This window comes from Micromonospora sp. NPDC047644 (genome assembly GCF_040704315.1).
GTDB lineage: Bacteria > Actinomycetota > Actinomycetes > Mycobacteriales > Micromonosporaceae > Micromonospora.
Genome location: NZ_JBEYSY010000007.1, coordinates 230,866 through 245,027 on the forward strand (window position 1 = coordinate 230,866; position 14,162 = coordinate 245,027).

Annotated in this window: 13 protein-coding genes; 6 read left to right on the forward strand and 7 right to left on the reverse strand. The window is 64.3% G+C overall.

Annotation, left to right across the window (positions count from 1 at the left end; all coding sequences use genetic code 11):
- Window position 1: 1 nt before the first annotated feature.
- Window positions 2-1,375 (reverse strand): hypothetical protein, encoded by a 1,374-nt coding sequence (locus AB0877_RS13865; RefSeq protein WP_366608904.1) that lies wholly within the window; start codon window positions 1,373-1,375, stop codon window positions 2-4.
- Between AB0877_RS13865 and AB0877_RS13870 the strand changes: the two genes are divergently transcribed.
- Entirely contained in the window at window positions 1,361-1,543 is a 183-nt protein-coding gene (locus AB0877_RS13870; RefSeq protein WP_366608905.1) for a hypothetical protein, read from the forward strand. The genes AB0877_RS13865 and AB0877_RS13870 overlap by 15 nt on opposite strands.
- A gap of 171 nt (window positions 1,544-1,714) precedes the next feature.
- Entirely contained in the window at window positions 1,715-4,510 is a 2,796-nt protein-coding gene (locus AB0877_RS13875; protein WP_366608906.1) for a TIM-barrel domain-containing protein, read from the forward strand.
- Window positions 4,511-4,571: 61 nt separating this feature from the next.
- Here the strand turns inward: AB0877_RS13875 and AB0877_RS13880 are convergent, their stop codons facing one another.
- Both AB0877_RS13880 and AB0877_RS13885 read right to left on the reverse strand, forming a co-directional pair.
- Window positions 4,572-4,823: a hypothetical protein gene (locus AB0877_RS13880; protein WP_366608907.1), complete on the reverse strand. Its 252-nt coding sequence runs from the start codon at window positions 4,821-4,823 to the stop codon at window positions 4,572-4,574.
- The gene (locus tag AB0877_RS13885; protein ID WP_366608908.1) at window positions 4,820-5,092 is read right to left on the reverse strand and encodes a hypothetical protein; all 273 of its coding nucleotides are present in this window, start codon (window positions 5,090-5,092) and stop codon (window positions 4,820-4,822) included. Before AB0877_RS13885 ends, AB0877_RS13880 begins: the two co-directional genes overlap by 4 nt.
- A gap of 242 nt (window positions 5,093-5,334) precedes the next feature.
- Here AB0877_RS13885 and AB0877_RS13890 point away from each other — a divergent pair, with 242 nt between their 5' ends.
- From AB0877_RS13890 to AB0877_RS13900, 3 genes are all read left to right on the forward strand, one after another.
- Window positions 5,335-6,141 (forward strand): helix-turn-helix transcriptional regulator, encoded by an 807-nt coding sequence (locus AB0877_RS13890; RefSeq protein WP_366608909.1) that lies wholly within the window; start codon window positions 5,335-5,337, stop codon window positions 6,139-6,141.
- The gene (locus AB0877_RS13895) at window positions 6,128-6,319 is read left to right on the forward strand and encodes a DUF397 domain-containing protein (RefSeq protein ID WP_366608910.1); all 192 of its coding nucleotides are present in this window, start codon (window positions 6,128-6,130) and stop codon (window positions 6,317-6,319) included. The genes AB0877_RS13890 and AB0877_RS13895 overlap by 14 nt, the downstream gene beginning before the upstream one ends.
- 146 nt (window positions 6,320-6,465) lie before the next feature.
- Window positions 6,466-6,687, forward strand: a complete 222-nt coding sequence (locus AB0877_RS13900) for a DUF397 domain-containing protein (protein WP_366608911.1) — start codon at window positions 6,466-6,468, stop codon at window positions 6,685-6,687.
- A 1,310-nt stretch (window positions 6,688-7,997) separates the two neighbouring features.
- Here AB0877_RS13900 and AB0877_RS13905 read toward each other — a convergent pair.
- Window positions 7,998-9,245 (reverse strand): hypothetical protein, encoded by a 1,248-nt coding sequence (locus tag AB0877_RS13905; protein ID WP_366608912.1) that lies wholly within the window; start codon window positions 9,243-9,245, stop codon window positions 7,998-8,000.
- 793 nt (window positions 9,246-10,038) lie between these two features.
- Between AB0877_RS13905 and AB0877_RS13910 the strand changes: the two genes are divergently transcribed.
- Window positions 10,039-11,712: a hypothetical protein gene (locus AB0877_RS13910; protein WP_366608913.1), complete on the forward strand. Its 1,674-nt coding sequence runs from the start codon at window positions 10,039-10,041 to the stop codon at window positions 11,710-11,712.
- Window positions 11,713-11,884: 172 nt separating this feature from the next.
- Here the strand turns inward: AB0877_RS13910 and AB0877_RS13915 are convergent, their stop codons facing one another.
- The 3 genes from AB0877_RS13915 to AB0877_RS13925 form a co-directional block, all read right to left on the reverse strand.
- Window positions 11,885-12,418 (reverse strand): hypothetical protein, encoded by a 534-nt coding sequence (locus AB0877_RS13915; protein ID WP_366608914.1) that lies wholly within the window; start codon window positions 12,416-12,418, stop codon window positions 11,885-11,887.
- Between the two features lie 70 nt (window positions 12,419-12,488).
- Window positions 12,489-13,373 carry a hypothetical protein gene (locus tag AB0877_RS13920; protein ID WP_366608915.1) on the reverse strand — a complete coding sequence of 295 codons (885 nt, stop codon included), beginning with the start codon at window positions 13,371-13,373 and terminating at the stop codon, window positions 12,489-12,491.
- A gap of 260 nt (window positions 13,374-13,633) precedes the next feature.
- Entirely contained in the window at window positions 13,634-14,014 is a 381-nt protein-coding gene (locus tag AB0877_RS13925) for a hypothetical protein (protein WP_366608916.1), read from the reverse strand.
- Window positions 14,015-14,162: the final 148 nt, after the last annotated feature.

Sequence of the window (14,162 nt, forward strand, 5' to 3'; positions counted from 1 at the left end):
CTCAGCGAAACACCCGCCCGACAATCGTCAGTAGCGCCCTGAGCAGCACGTATACGCGGTACACCGCGTATGCCAGCCACACCAGGAACAGGACGAAGGCGGTGACGATGAGAGCGGGTCCCACGATGGTCGTCTCCTCGACCACCCAGCCGCCCGCGATCATCACGGTGACCACGACACCGAGCAGCACGACCGCACGTGCCACCCCCTTCGACGCGTCCCACAAGGCTGTCGCGGCTGATCGAGCTTCCGCTGCGGGCATGGTGGGCGACGCGACCGCTGCCGGCGCGCGCGACGCCAGCTCGTCGAGGTGCCGACCTGCGGCGCGATCCCGTTCGTCGGCCGAGCGCCGCAGGACAGCCTCCAGTGCCCGCAGGTCGTCCCGGCCACGAGGCAGGCCGGTACGTGGGTCGGTGAGGAGCAGCAGGGGAACGGGAGGTTTCTCGTCTGCCGTGCGGGCCAGCACCCACGCATCGCCGAAGCCCTTCAGTCGGCCCGGTCGCAGTACCGTGACGATCCCCGACAGCAGGCTGGTCCGGGGTGACTCCGCATCAGCACCGGTGACGAGGTCGCTCTCGTCGATCATCGCTCCGTCGTCGAGCAGGCCCCGGCACGTCTCGGTGAATCGCCGAACGACTCTGGTGACGATGCCGACCACCGACAGGGCCACGACCAGCACGATGACGCCGAGCAGCTCGTTGTGTTGTGTCGCGACGATGGTGAGCGACAGCGACGGAACGAGGACGAGCAGGTACCAGCCGACGAAGAGCACCGCCCTGCGCCGGTCCAACCACCGCTTGAGCCGGGCGCGGTCGGGCTGGTCCGGAAAATCCCGCAGGGGGACGCCGCTGACCGGCTCGATCGGTTGCCGGCTCAGCTGGTGGAAACGCTCACCCGCCAGCAGCGCCAGGTCCACCGCGAACTGCTCCTCGTCGTAGGCCACCTCGCCGAGCTCGAACAGTTCGATCGCCGGCTGGCCGTCCACCGGGCTCTCTTCGGGCAGCGGGACGCCCAAGCTCACCCCGGCCGCAGGCACCAGGAGCAGACGTGGACCCCGCAGCGTGCGTTGGACAATTGTCCCGGGAACGTCGGCGAGCACCACCGCGGCGACCTCGTCCCATCGCAGGTGGCGTTTGAGCTTCGGAATCCGCACCGACAAGCCGTGCGCGTCGACATCGACGCGGAACGGCATCACCGCGTCGCGCACCAGCCGGCCACCGGAAGCCAGGCCCAACGCCACGGCCGCCGCGCTCAGGAACAGGCCGATCCAGGCGATGTCCATCACCACGTACGCGATCGCGAGAGCACCGGTGAGCAGCAGGCTCCCGAACGCCAGGAGAACGAGACGGTCGACGTACCGTTGCCGTACCTGCATCAGCTCATCGTCTGGCACGAGGTCAAGCCGCAGGCCGAGTTGCCCGAGGTGGAGGAGCGCGACCAGGTCCTGCTCTTCTGGACCCCCCGCGTCGGCGCGGTCCTGCGCGCACTCGAGAAGCTGGGCTGGGACGCCGAGCAGCCCGAACCCTGGATTCCGTACGCCTGAACTGGTGGTCGTGCCGTCGCCAGTCACCGTGCGCTTCCGTCGCCTGCCGGATGAGTACGGCAGGCGACGAAAGAGAGAAGGTTCACCCGCCGAGCCCCGTTGACATGCGTTTCGAGCGAGTGACAGCGTTGTCATCGACTCATTTCCTCCATATGAGACGAGGAGCGCATCTTGCTCTATCGGAACTCACACCGTCGCCGCGCGACAGCAGCCGCCGCAGCCGGCATCCTCATCACGGGGCTGGCGCTCGCCCCGTCCGCGCCGGCCCAGGCGAGCCACCACCGGGCGCAGGACGACGCCGTACGCTCGGGTGACGCACGCTTCGAGGTGCTGTCCCCGACGCTGATCCGCACCGAGTACCAGAAGGACGGCAGGTTCACCGACGCCGCCACCTTCAACGCCGTCGGGCGCGACGACTTCCCCCGGACGCGTTTCACGAAGCGCGTCGACCACGGCTGGCTCACCATCGACACCGGCGCGATGACGGTGCGGTACCGGGTTGGCTCCGGCGCGTTCACCGCCGACAACCTCACCGTGCAGCTCAAGGCCGGCAAGCAGACCGTGCAGGGCCGACCGTGGGCCGGCCACACCGCCCCGGCCTGCGGGTTCGGCGCGCTCTGCGAGGCCGAGTCGTTGCAGCTCAACGGCCCCGGCGTGGCCACCGACCACCAGGGGTACACCGGGCGTGGTTTCGCGGCCGGTTTCGCCGCGGCCGGCGACTCGGTGACCTTCGCACTCGACGCCCCGGCGGCCGGCACGAAGCAGCTCACCGTCCGCTACGCCAACAGCACCGGCGGCGACGGCCAGAACGTGGACCGCACCTTGACTGTTCGGGTCGACGGCGACGCCGGCCACCCGCTGACGCTGCCGCCCACCGCCAACTGGGACACCTGGGGCCTGGCCACCGTGCCGGTCGACCTCACCGCCGGCCGGCACGAGATCAGCGTCGTGCGGGGTCCCGACGACTCCGGCAACGTGAACGTCGACAGCCTCGCGGTGGTCGACCCGGGTGATCCGTTCCCGGCGCCGACCCCGCCCGAGCCGCAGCCTTTGCGGTTCGGCACGTTGGGAGAGGCCGAGACCGGCGCGCTGACCGGCGGCGCACGGCCGGCGAACGACCACAACGGCGCATCCGGTACGGGATTCCTGGCCGGCCTGGAGAGCACCACCTCCGCCGTAGCGTTCACCGTCACGGATGTTCCGTCCAGCGGTGACTACCAGATGCAGATCCGGTACGCCAACGGTCAGGCCGGTGCCCAGCCGAGCCAGACACGCACCATGTCGGTCACCGCGGGAACGGCGGCACCGGTCACGGCGACCCTTCCGCCGACCAGCGGGTGGGACTACTGGAACACCGTCGCCGTGCCGGTCCACCTCGACCGGGGCACCAACACCGTGACGCTGGGCTGCCCCACCGACGCCAGCTGCAACGTCAACGTCGACACGGTCGCCGTCGCCAGCAAGGGCTCCCCGTTGCTCGCCCCGCACGCGCCGCTCGGCGGCTACCGCCGGGGCCTGGACGGCGTGACCGGTTCCGCGCTCACCGCCCCGGGCCTGCTCTACCAGGACGGTTGGTACCTGCTCGACGACTCGGCCTCGGCCCTGAGCACCACCAAGCCCCGGCCGGCACCCGAGCAGGACGGCTACGTCTTCGCGTACGGGCAGGACTTCACCCGTGGCCTGAAGGACCTGTCGACCCTGACCGGGCCCACGAAGCTGCTGCCCAAGTGGGCGTACGGGGTGTGGTACTCCGAGTACTACGACCGCACCGCCACCGAATTCCAGGAGCTGGTGGCCCGGGCGAAGGCCGAAGGCGTACCCCTTGATGTTCTTGTTCTGGACACGGACGTCAAGGCGCCGGACAAGTGGAACGGCTGGAGCATCGACCCCACCCGGATCCCCGACCCGAAGGCGTTCTTCGACTGGGCGAAGAAGCAGGGCCTGCACACCGGCATCAACATCCACCCGAGCATCCTCGGCTCGGACCCGAAGTTCGCCCAGGCGCAGGCCACCGCGAAGGGCAAGCTCCAGCGGGTCGGCTGCAACGGCGGCCCCGACTGCTACGCGTTCGACTTCGGCGACCCGGACCAGCTCAAGGCATACATGCAGCTGCACGACGGGATGATCCCGAAGGGCAGCAAGGGCCCGGACCTGTGGTGGCTGGACTGGTGCTGCGACAACACCAAGTCGTCGCTCGCCGGCGTGACCGGCGACGCGTGGATCAACCAGCAGTACGCCGACAAGACCGGCTTCGCGTTCTCCCGCGCGTACGGCTCGTTGCAGGCCGGCGGCTACAGCAGCCCGACCCCGGTGTCGACCGGCCCGTGGGCCGACAAGCGCACCACCCTGCACTTCACCGGCGACACCACCTCCGACTGGTCGACCCTCCAGATGGAGGTCGGCTACACGCCGGGCGAGTCGGCCGCGACCGGGCTCGCCGCGGTCAGCCACGACATCGGCGGGCACACCGGCGGCCTCCAGGAGCCGGGCACCGAACCGGGCAGCACCAAGCTGCCCGACGACCTCTACGCCCGGTGGGTCCAGTTCGGCACGTTCCAGCCCATCGACCGGCTGCACTCCAACCACAGCGACCGGCTGCCCTGGCAGTACGGCCCGGAGGCGAACGCGTCGGCCAAGAAGTTCCTCAACCTGCGCAAGGAACTACAGCCGTACACCTACGCCGCCGCGAAGGAGGCCACCCGCACGGGTACGCCCATCGTCCGCTCGATGTACCTCGCGTACCCGAAGGAACAGGCCGCGTACGCCACCGCCGGGTCCCAGTACCTCTACGGCCCGGACTACCTGGTGGCACCCGTGACGACGCCCGGCACCACCGCCACCACGTCGGTGTGGTTCCCGCCGGGCGACACCTGGACGGACATCTTCACCGGGAAGACGTACCGGGGCGGCACCACGCAGAACATCACCACCACGCTGGACACCATGCCGGTGTTCAAGAAGCACTGACGTTCCAGGGATCCGGACGCCGGTCGGGTGGGGTTTCCCACCCGGCCGGTTCTTTTCCTGGCTAGCGGTGTGGCCGGCGGGCCAGCGACAGCCAGCCGAGAAACCTGGCATGCATCGCGGCCGGGTTCGGGCGCAGCCCCAGGCCGTACATGTCGTCGGTCGCCTCCTGCATCGACGCGGCCAGGTAGAACGCCAACGCGACCGAATGACCGTAGAACTCGGTCACGAGCGCGAGCTGGGCCGGGCCGCACGGCCAGGGCGCGGCGCAGTTGCGGCACAGCCACGCCGGACGCATCGGCAAGTGCGGGATCATCCGACCCGCACCGCACGTCGCGGGCGTCTGGCCGGCAGGGCCTGCATCCGCACGCCTGCGCGCCGCACGTACAACTCGCGGTGCGCGACCGCGTCGCCCGCCGCGTTCAGCTGGTAACCCTCAATCCAGACCCAACCGTGGTACGTGTGCCGCTCGGGCAACTCGCGAATGACGCGTACGAAGATCGGGCGCAGGAACTGCACGCTCGCCGCGGTGGTCAGGTGGATGACGTCGCCGGCTTTCATCTTCTCGGGCTTGTCGTCGGGCACGGTCTTCCCCTTGGTGCCGTTGGGAAGGGGCCGCTCCCGTGAGTGCTCGCCCGTCGGGAGCGGCCCCGCTGCGAACGCGACCACCGGATCTCGTGGGCCTGCCAGCCGCGCCGCCTGGTGACACTCTGCTGTGGAGACCACTACGCTCGGAAGGCGTTCCAGGTGTCCGGGCCAGAGCTGGCAGAACAGGCGTGCGGTGTGGGGCACCTCGGGTAGTTGATCTCCGATTTGAGGAGCGTTGCGTGGCCGACGTACCGAGTCCCCTCGCGGACTTCATCGTGAGCGAGATCCGCCGCGCTCGTGGGGCGTCCGGGATGACACAAGATTCGTTCGGCCGGGCAGCGGGCTTCAGCGCCTCACACGTCAGCGCCGTGGAAAGCGGCACCCGAGCGCTGACGATGGACTTCATCCGCGGGGCGGACCGCGCGTTCAACAACGACGGATTGTTCGGACGCCTGGTGGTGAAACTCGGCGCACCGTCGTGGTTCCTACCGTGGCTGGACGCCGAGCGAGGCGCCCGACAGCTTCGTCTCTTCGAGCCACTACTGATCCCGGGCCTACTCCAGACCGAGAACTACGCCCGCGTTGTGATGCGCCTGAACGACCTCATGTCCGCCACCGAGGTAGACCAGCAGGTAAGCGCTCGGATGAGCCGACACAAGATCCTGACCGGTGACAGCCCGCCGCAGGTGGTGGCAGTGCTGGATGAGTCCACGCTCCGCCGCGCGGGCGACGAGCACGCCGGCATCATGGCCGAGCAGGTCGCCCACCTCATTACCGTCGCCGAGCTGCCCCACGTTCACATCCACGTGATCCCTGCCGGCGCTGGCCTGCACATCGGGCTGTCCGGTCCGTTCGCGCTGGCGCGGGCCGGTGACGGAGCCTGGGTCGGGCACCTCGAAAATCAGCTGGGCGGGATCGTGGTCGACACCGAAGATGGGCTACATACTCTTCAGACGAGGTGGGAGAACGTGAGGAACGAAGCACTCCCGCGCCGACAGTCCAACGAGCTGATGAAGGAAGTGCACAGCCACCATGGACCTCACTAACGCCATCTGGCGCAAGTCCCGACGCAGCGGTTCGTCCGGAGGCAACTGCGTCGAGGTCGCTGACAACCTGTCCGGCGTCGTCGGTGTACGCGATAGCAAAGATCCTGCCGGACCGGCCCTGACCTTCGGTCGCGCAGCTTGGCGGGCGTTCGTCGCTCAGGTGGCCGAGCGTCCGTAGCAGGTACCGAGGCGAGGAGGCTTCGCGCCGGTCCAAGGCGCTGCAATCGAACGCTAAGCCAGACGAGGCAATGTGAGCGAGCGCTCGGACCTAGGCGCAGCCAAACCAACATCCCATCGACCTGCTGAAGGAAGTTGAAGGCGATCATGGATCTCAGTAACGCCCGGTGGCGCAAGTCCACCCGCAGCGGCGCGAGTGGCGGGAATTGCGTCGAGGTGGCGAGCAACCTGCCCGGTGTCGTGGCCGTCCGCGATTCGAAGGACGTCGCAGTGCCCGCTCTGACGTTCGCCCCGGCAGCCTGGGCTGTGTTCGTCTCGCAGCTCACTAAGCAGTCTAACCGACCCACCACCGCGCGCTTCCCTCGGTAATCGGGAACCCCAGCCCGCAATCGGCCCCTGCCATCTTCGGCACCAGGCAGCGAACCACCGGGACATCCACCCACTTGTCATCGCGCGGTCGAGGCGGCAGCTGACTCAGCCTGATCAGCGGCGCCAGCTCGCATCGCGGCGACTGCGTTGAGCTTGACCGGCACGCCGCCAATGCCACGGCACCGGCGCTAACCCAGCGAGGGATCGACCTGAACCCGCACCAAGTTGCCGTGACGGTCCCGATGCCATCGCCTTCCGGACATGTCGGTGAAGCGGAGCTCAATGACGTACCACCTACCCCGCAGCTCGGCAGGGAAGGGACGTGGGGCAACCGAGTCGGGTCGCCGATACAACTCCTGCCCGGCTACCAGGAAGTCACCGGGCGGGACAAGCTCGAAGACCACCGTCTGCTCTGCCTGGCCGTGCGGCGAAATCGGAACGTGGGTTACCTGCACCTGGTGGATAGGGAGCCCACTCCCATTGCGCAGGGCTACACCCCACCTAATCGGCGACTCCTGGTCGGTCGGCTCACTCAGAACAAGCGAGGGCCAGGCGGCAACACGGTCGGCCTGAGCCCGCGCGTCTAGACGCAGGCGTTCGTCGTCGCGTTCACGCTCGACGGAGACGATCCGCCAGGCGGCGCGGCTGGCCCAGAGCGCCGCAGCCAGAGCAGCCATCGCGCTCACTGCGCTGAGCCAAGTTGGGAGGTCGCCAAGGTCTATGTCCCGAAGGTTCATAGTCCGAGAGGCTGCCACCTCAGCCCAATAATCGCTGTCGCTGGTCGAATGGCCTGTTGTACCCGCCGGCTGCGGTTCCGCAGACGCCGTCGAACCAAAGTCGCTTCAAGGCACCGCGCTCCGCTAGGTACGGGCGGGCAGCACCGACAGTCGCCGCAATGCGGTCGTGTCAGCTTCCCGACAGATGGCGACAGCGATCACGCTAGAGACAATCCGTGCGTTGGTCTGTTGAACTGACCCCTCCGGCGGCCGAACGTTGCGTGGGTAGTAGTTCCACACCGGGTAGGACACCAAGGGAAGCTAACGACCCGAGGGAGGGCGCGCAGGAGGGCTGAAGCATTTCGGGGCCGTCCGGGCCGGCCACAGGGCCGTCGAAGGTCGACCACCAACGATTAGTGATGACCAGCAGCACCCAAAGAAGCAGCAGGTCAGCCACCGTGTGCCGGCGGCCGACCTGGCGGGCGACGGACGAGTCGACCTGTACGCCGAATTGTGAAGGGTACACGCACCCTGAACAGGCGTTTATCCTTCTGACACCGGCCCAAGGCGTCGCCAGGGCGTCAGACGCAGACGTCAGGTACCTGAACTCTCCGCCGCGCCGGCTGCCGGAGTCAAGCGCGCCTCCTGCCACTCGTCGAATGCTTTGAACAGCTCAGGCACTCCCGCGTGACCCGTGGTGGCCCATTTCAAGCGCTCCAATTCGCGGTTGGTCAGCACCGAACCGTAGGCCTGATCGTTGAGCTTTGCTGTTTCGAGAATCTTCGCTACGTGTTCTGCGGTCAAGGCTGGCGACATGGCGGTGAACCAGCCAGCAACGGCTGCGCAGTACGGAAAGCTCCCTGCGGTCCGGAACTCTTCCAGCAGCATGTCAAACAATCGAAGGTCAGGAGTGCTAGTTCCGCCCAGAATGGATGAATTGCTCTTCGAAATCGCCTCGGGGAGCCTGGCCAATAGATAGCCATCGTAGGGCCTCGGAGGGAGCACGGCGAAGAGCTCTTCCCTGGCAAGCAAGTCAAGAACTGGCCTACCTTGCACAAGAGACTCAATGCGATGCCGGGTGCCCGCCTCCAACAAAATTGGCACGCACGGAATGTAAAGTAGACTACCAACGAAACGGAGAAGCTCGTCTTCATTAAACCGAAGTTGCCGATCTCGCAGAAATTCCCGCAGCTCAGCCTCTACGTCACCAGGCCTAAAGTCGTAGAGAGCCCTCAAAGAACGCACGTGCCGCCACCGAAACTCCAGATCTTTGTCAGCCGACAACGCGGCCTTAGCAAGAACCTTGGTGAAGTTTCGAATAAAACTATCACTACCTCGCTGGACGTAACTCTCCCAAAGATAAGTTTTAAGCTTGGCATCATCTGACGGGAAGGAGTAGCCCAACACCTCGGCTTCGAAACGCTTAATGGCGATCTTGCCAACTACCGGGCCGTGCGAAAGAAGATTATCGACTGCGGTTTGCATGTGTAGGCGGACAAGCTCGGGCGACGGACTAAACAAGCTCTCCTCAGCAACGAAAGCGGGGTGAGCGCAGAGGTTCCTATCCTTTTTCAGCCGAGTTAGCTCTTCACACTCTCGCTTTCCAAATAGCTGAAGCTTTTCAGCTTCTTCTAGCAACTGACCCTCTAGCCGCTGAAGAGTGGGAACATCATTGTTGTCGATTGCCGCAGTAAGCGCGTCGCGCAGAACACAAGCGGCCTTCTCGCCCTGCTCCGCCATCGCCCGGATCTTATCGATGACATCAGCAACAACGGCGATCCAAAGCGCAATAACTGAAGAACGGTAAGCACCGCTGTTATATGCCCCGATAGCTTCGTCCACATAAGCCCTTGACTGGCTAGAGAGCACTCTGTTTCGGAGATCTTCGAGTGACCGCATGGGCAACCACGATAGTCGAGGCAGGGCCGCGTTGGCGTCCGCCGTTTGTCTAGTCAGGCTTTTCGACCCCGCTGCATCCGTCGCTTCGCTGGCACTCCGACTCCGGCCACGCAACACGCCCGGCGGCTGGCGCGGACAGCGGGAAGCCCGGAGGGGCCGCGAAATAGCGGCAGCAGCGTCGACCGGGTGGTCGTGGGCCGGCAGCCGGCCGGGTCGCGGCCACGTGCCCGCGCGGCGCAGGGGAACGCACGCCGACCGCGTTCGTGAGCTTGCTGTGGTCGCGGGATTGTGTTAGCGCCTCCGGCGGGGGCGCTCCGGCTCCAGGATGGCGAAGGCTTCGCCAGTGGGTCGCGGTGTGTGGGTGGTTGTGGTAGACCATCCCGCCTGCCACCGACCCGGGCAAGCCGAGCAGACCCGCCCAACCCGCCAGCGTCCGAACGAGCCGTCAAGGTCCGCTTGACGTGGCGGGCCGGGCGGCGGCCCGCTCCCCGGAGGGCGGGTCGACGACACACGGGATGGCAGGAATCGAGCGCTGTGGCATCCATGCGAGATGATCTGCATGTTGAGCTGGTCGTCTTATAGCAGCCACACTCGCCGAGAAGGGGTCCCCGCCTTGCCATACCAATATGGGAATCTGGCTTCCCATCAAGCCAAATTCGCGGCAACTGGAGTCTCGTATACTTATGCGTTCTCTCTTCCCGCAGGGACTGATGTGCATCGACTCGCCAATCAGCTGTTGAAGATTGGTATAGCGGAGACTGCCGAAGTGCCTTCCTCGCCGAAGGTGTATTTAGGTCGCCGGCAAATCCGCTATGACCTCAAGCGGCGGAAACTGTTGGAGGGCTTGGCTGAACTGACTGAAGTCATTGATGGCAAAACCAAGTTCATAACGTGGGCGGCTAGGCATCCGCGTACTGCCGCCTTCGCTATTCGGCGAGGATTGGTTAAGTGGAAGCCCTTTGCTGAGGAGGCGAGCGAAGAAGAGAGAGCCGAGGATCGCGCCAGTCTCCAGGGCTTAGCAGAAGCTGCAGACGCTATGGATGAAGAGGTTTTCGAAAGATCTAAGGTCATGGGAGCGCTTGCTGCGGTTGATCGATCGCTGCTTAGCCCAATCTATTTGCGGAAATCACCATTCGTTCGGCTTCAATTGAGGCCATTTTATGCGGAATCCGACTCACTGTCGGACCGTGAAGTAATGGTGTTGCTCCTGCTGCATCGATCTGGGACTGCGCTGCTAACCTTTCATACGGTTGCAGGTGATAGAACTACAGACGAGCTACTGAAAATCTCTTCAGGAAAAGGTGCGAAACTCAAATCCTGCGTGTTCGACGAGGCGATTGTCGGGCCGGAATTGGCTGACAAGGCGGTCGAGTCTCCCCTGAGTTCGGGAGATGGCATCAGCGTGACTGACGTATTCCTAATGCATCGCGACCGTATCGAGCGAGTTCTTAGACGGCAGGACCGGACTGGCGACTACTTCTGCTACACGACAGTCCTCGTGGGAGGAATTAGGTGCTGCCGGACGCGCCAGCGGTGGTTTAAACTGCATGCGCGGGAGTTGGCCGGACTCGTGATGAGATATCCGCCTTACGGGCGCATCAAAGATCAGATTGTGGCGGAGGTTCAACAGAAGGACAAGTCCGTAGGCTCTGAGACGTCAAGGTACTACTGCGGGGGAAACGCTTTCGTAATAGACTGGGACTACGACTATCAGGAGCCGTGCGTCTCTTTCGTGAACGTTGTTAACACTGTTGTCATCATCGAAAACGCGCTCCTTCAGTACTGGCAAATCAGCTCGCTCCACGAAACACTCTTGCTGGAAGGTCGTTCTCGGCGGTCACTTCTGCAAGCTCAGGAAGAACTCGCTCGTGGCCTTGAAGAATTTGGAGCTTCTTCTATCAGCTACGGAACGGCTCAAGAAATCTCGGCAGACATCCTGAGGCAGCTACATACCGATCGACTGCATCAACGCCTCACTGAGAGACTTGGATTGGCCCAGCAACTCCTGGATTCCGTACAGGTCCAGCAAGCCGCTAGGCGAAATTACCTTCTAGCGGGGATGGGGTCCCTTGCTACGCTGCTTTTTGGCATACCTGCCCTGAAGGAATCACTGGAGGTTATAGCATCCTGGCGACCCCCAGAAAATATCGGTTTTGCTGCCGAGCCTATAATAAATTGGGCCAAGGGTGGTCCCACCGCCATTATCTCTGCCTATACGGTGATCATTTTGTCGGCCTTTTTTGTTCTAGTCTTTGGGTTCTTGTTGCGAAAGCCCAGGGGAAGGGTCAAGGAGCCGAGCCAAGTCGGCGTAGAATGGACTCCCTTCTCGCCGGCGTGGAGCTCAAAAGAACCCCGCTACGTCGGCGGCCGGCCGATGCCAGAGCCGACCACCGAAGGCGATGGAGAGTGACATTAGTGTCGGGCGCGGCGGGATCTGTGGAGGATGATCCTTGAAGCCGATCATCCTGCTAGAGCAGCTCAACGAGCAGCGACCATTCCTTCGGGTCCCAAGGTTTCAAGCTCCCCGAGATGCGATGGTCGACCGGGCTTGGTATCCGAAGGAGCTTCAGGATGGGCGGGTGTCATTGAGGCAGCCGACGCTGATCCTCTGACATCTCATCGGGAACGTCGAGGGCGTCCATCTTCAAGCCGACAAACTGCACCAAGGTCGCTAACCCCGGAATCAGACTCGCGATGGTCCACGTCGTCAAGAGGGCGGTTGGAGTGCTGACGAGTGCGATCAGCGCTTCGGGGGCCTTCGGGCTGACGGCTGACATCACGATCAAGGCAAGCATGGAGGTCACACCGAGCACCGCCGTGAACAGGAAGGGCGCCAAGTAGTACACCGGCTCGGACTCGATGGCCCGTAGCTTCTTCAAGAAAGCTTGATCCATGAACGCAGCCTGGAAGGAGATTCCCGCGATGACGGCTCCCACGATGACGCCGACTACCCCGATCGCTCCAGGGGCAGCCCGAAGTACAGCGTCGGGGTGAGAGAACGACAAGGCGAGCGCGGCGATTCCGAAGGCGACGCCGACGCCGAGATCCACGCGCAGCACCTCGCTGAGCTTGAAATCGAGCGCTTCCCAGAGGTGCCGATTGATCCGACTCGCCATGCGCGTCACACCTCCCATGCGTTAGAACAAACGTACGCCCCGGGTGTGACAGGAGATCGAACATGACCAGTTAGGCGACGGGCCTTGGCGGCCGGGTGTCCGCATAGACGACGAGTGCCCGAAGCACGAGGTCCATGCCCCGCTCAAGATCCCTACCGTAGTCGTCGATCTGGGTGTCGTCGGTCTTGGTGTCACTGTCAAACGTGGCATCCACGCCTTGGGCCTCCCGTGACCTCATCTGCACCCTGCTGTCGCCTGTCTCTAGGCCTTGTAGCTTGTCCTGGAATGCTTCGGACTCAACATCCAGCACCTGCGAGTGGTAGGCGGCGAACTCCTCGGTCGCGCGTCGAGCCCTCATCGCCCGCATCTTGCTGCGAACGTCATCAAGGTCCCGTCCTGGGTTCGAGAACTTGACCGTGCGACGGAGGAGCTTCACGAACGGGTGTTGCTCGATCCACTCCTGCACAGTGTGCTGGGAGACCACAGGGTCGCATTCCCAGTCGGCCGGCAGCAGGTGGAGGTTCTGGGCCGCCGTAGAGAGCACCTGACCGAGCCCGGGCCGGAAGCTCGCTGGCTGAATTCGTCCCGTGGTTGCGAAAGCTACCCACCGGTTGTGTTCTCGCAGGTCAATCGCGAACGGGACCACAGTGTCTTGGGATGCTGCGTCAGAGTCCTCGGTTGGCCCTTTGATCCACGACCAACCATCGGGGTCGAAGAAACGCTTCTGGTCGGCGACTGAGTACCCCAAGATCCCGGTCATGAAGTCCTCGCCCATGGCTAAGCGCATGTCGGCGGCGTACCAGGTACGGGCTGGCCGCTCAGGCGTCGCGGGTACCAGGTATGAAGTCTGCCGACTCTCAGCGAGCGCCCGCATGTCCGCAGCGAAGGGACGCATGTCGAGGGTGTTGTTGCGGCGATTGATCCTGGCGAACACTACCCGGCGCTGCTTTATCACAGAGGCCCACCGTCCTGACAGGAACAGTCCTAATCCAAACAATCTACGGACTGGGGCGCGAGGCTGCGAACCTGGAAAGGTGTCCAAGATATGACACAGGCCTGCCGGAAGCTCCCGGCAGGCTGGGGCACACAGGGGCACAAGACACTGTCAAACGTGTCGACCAGCAGCCAGCCACGGCAACCTCGGACGCCGTGTGCACAGGGCGCGGATGCCACCACCGCTGGTGAGCAGATCGCGGCTAGCAGTTCCGCTTCAACTCACGCGAAGTCCTTGATGCCGGTGGCGATGGCCGAGACGGTCCCGACCAGACCCGTCACGGTCGCCAACCTGGAAGCTGGGGTCGCCCAGGTCCCGCGACTGAACTCAGCCCATCGGCGATTCCAAAAGAGCAGCTTGAACTTCTGCCATCTGTGCTCGCGTAGGTGGCATCCGAGCAGCAGTCCGTAGGAGTTGTTGCGGCAGAAGGCTCCCCGCTTGCGCGTACCGGCACCACACCACGCGGGTGCCTGAAGCAGCGACCATATGACCACTCCGGCGGACAGGAAGTAGAGAAGCTCAGGGCCGGCGTTGCCGGACCACCAGACGGCGATCAACGCCAAGAGAGCAAGCAGCCCCCAGTACCGCCGAAGGATCTTCATACAGGATCTGTAGTTGATCGACGACGAGCAGTAAATAGCATTGACAGATGTTGGTCGTTGAGTGGCCATCCGGTGGGTGGCTGCTCTTGGGCCGCCCCTCGGCCGTCTGGGCCGCCACCGGGCCGTCGAACGCTGACCAGAGATAACC

What these genes read in the sequence shown, in the direction of transcription:
- AB0877_RS13865 (WP_366608904.1), bottom strand. Translation starts at nt 1,375, where the DNA reads ATGCAGGTACGGCAACGGTACGTCGACCGTCTCGTTCTCCTGGCGTTC.
- AB0877_RS13880 (WP_366608907.1), bottom strand. Translation starts at nt 4,823, where the DNA reads ATGATCCCGCACTTGCCGATGCGTCCGGCGTGGCTGTGCCGCAACTGC.
- AB0877_RS13895 (WP_366608910.1), top strand. Translation starts at nt 6,128, where the DNA reads ATGGACCTCACTAACGCCATCTGGCGCAAGTCCCGACGCAGCGGTTCG.
- AB0877_RS13900 (WP_366608911.1), top strand. Translation starts at nt 6,466, where the DNA reads ATGGATCTCAGTAACGCCCGGTGGCGCAAGTCCACCCGCAGCGGCGCG.
- AB0877_RS13915 (WP_366608914.1), bottom strand. Translation starts at nt 12,418, where the DNA reads ATGGCGAGTCGGATCAATCGGCACCTCTGGGAAGCGCTCGATTTCAAG.
- AB0877_RS13925 (WP_366608916.1), bottom strand. Translation starts at nt 14,014, where the DNA reads ATGAAGATCCTTCGGCGGTACTGGGGGCTGCTTGCTCTCTTGGCGTTG.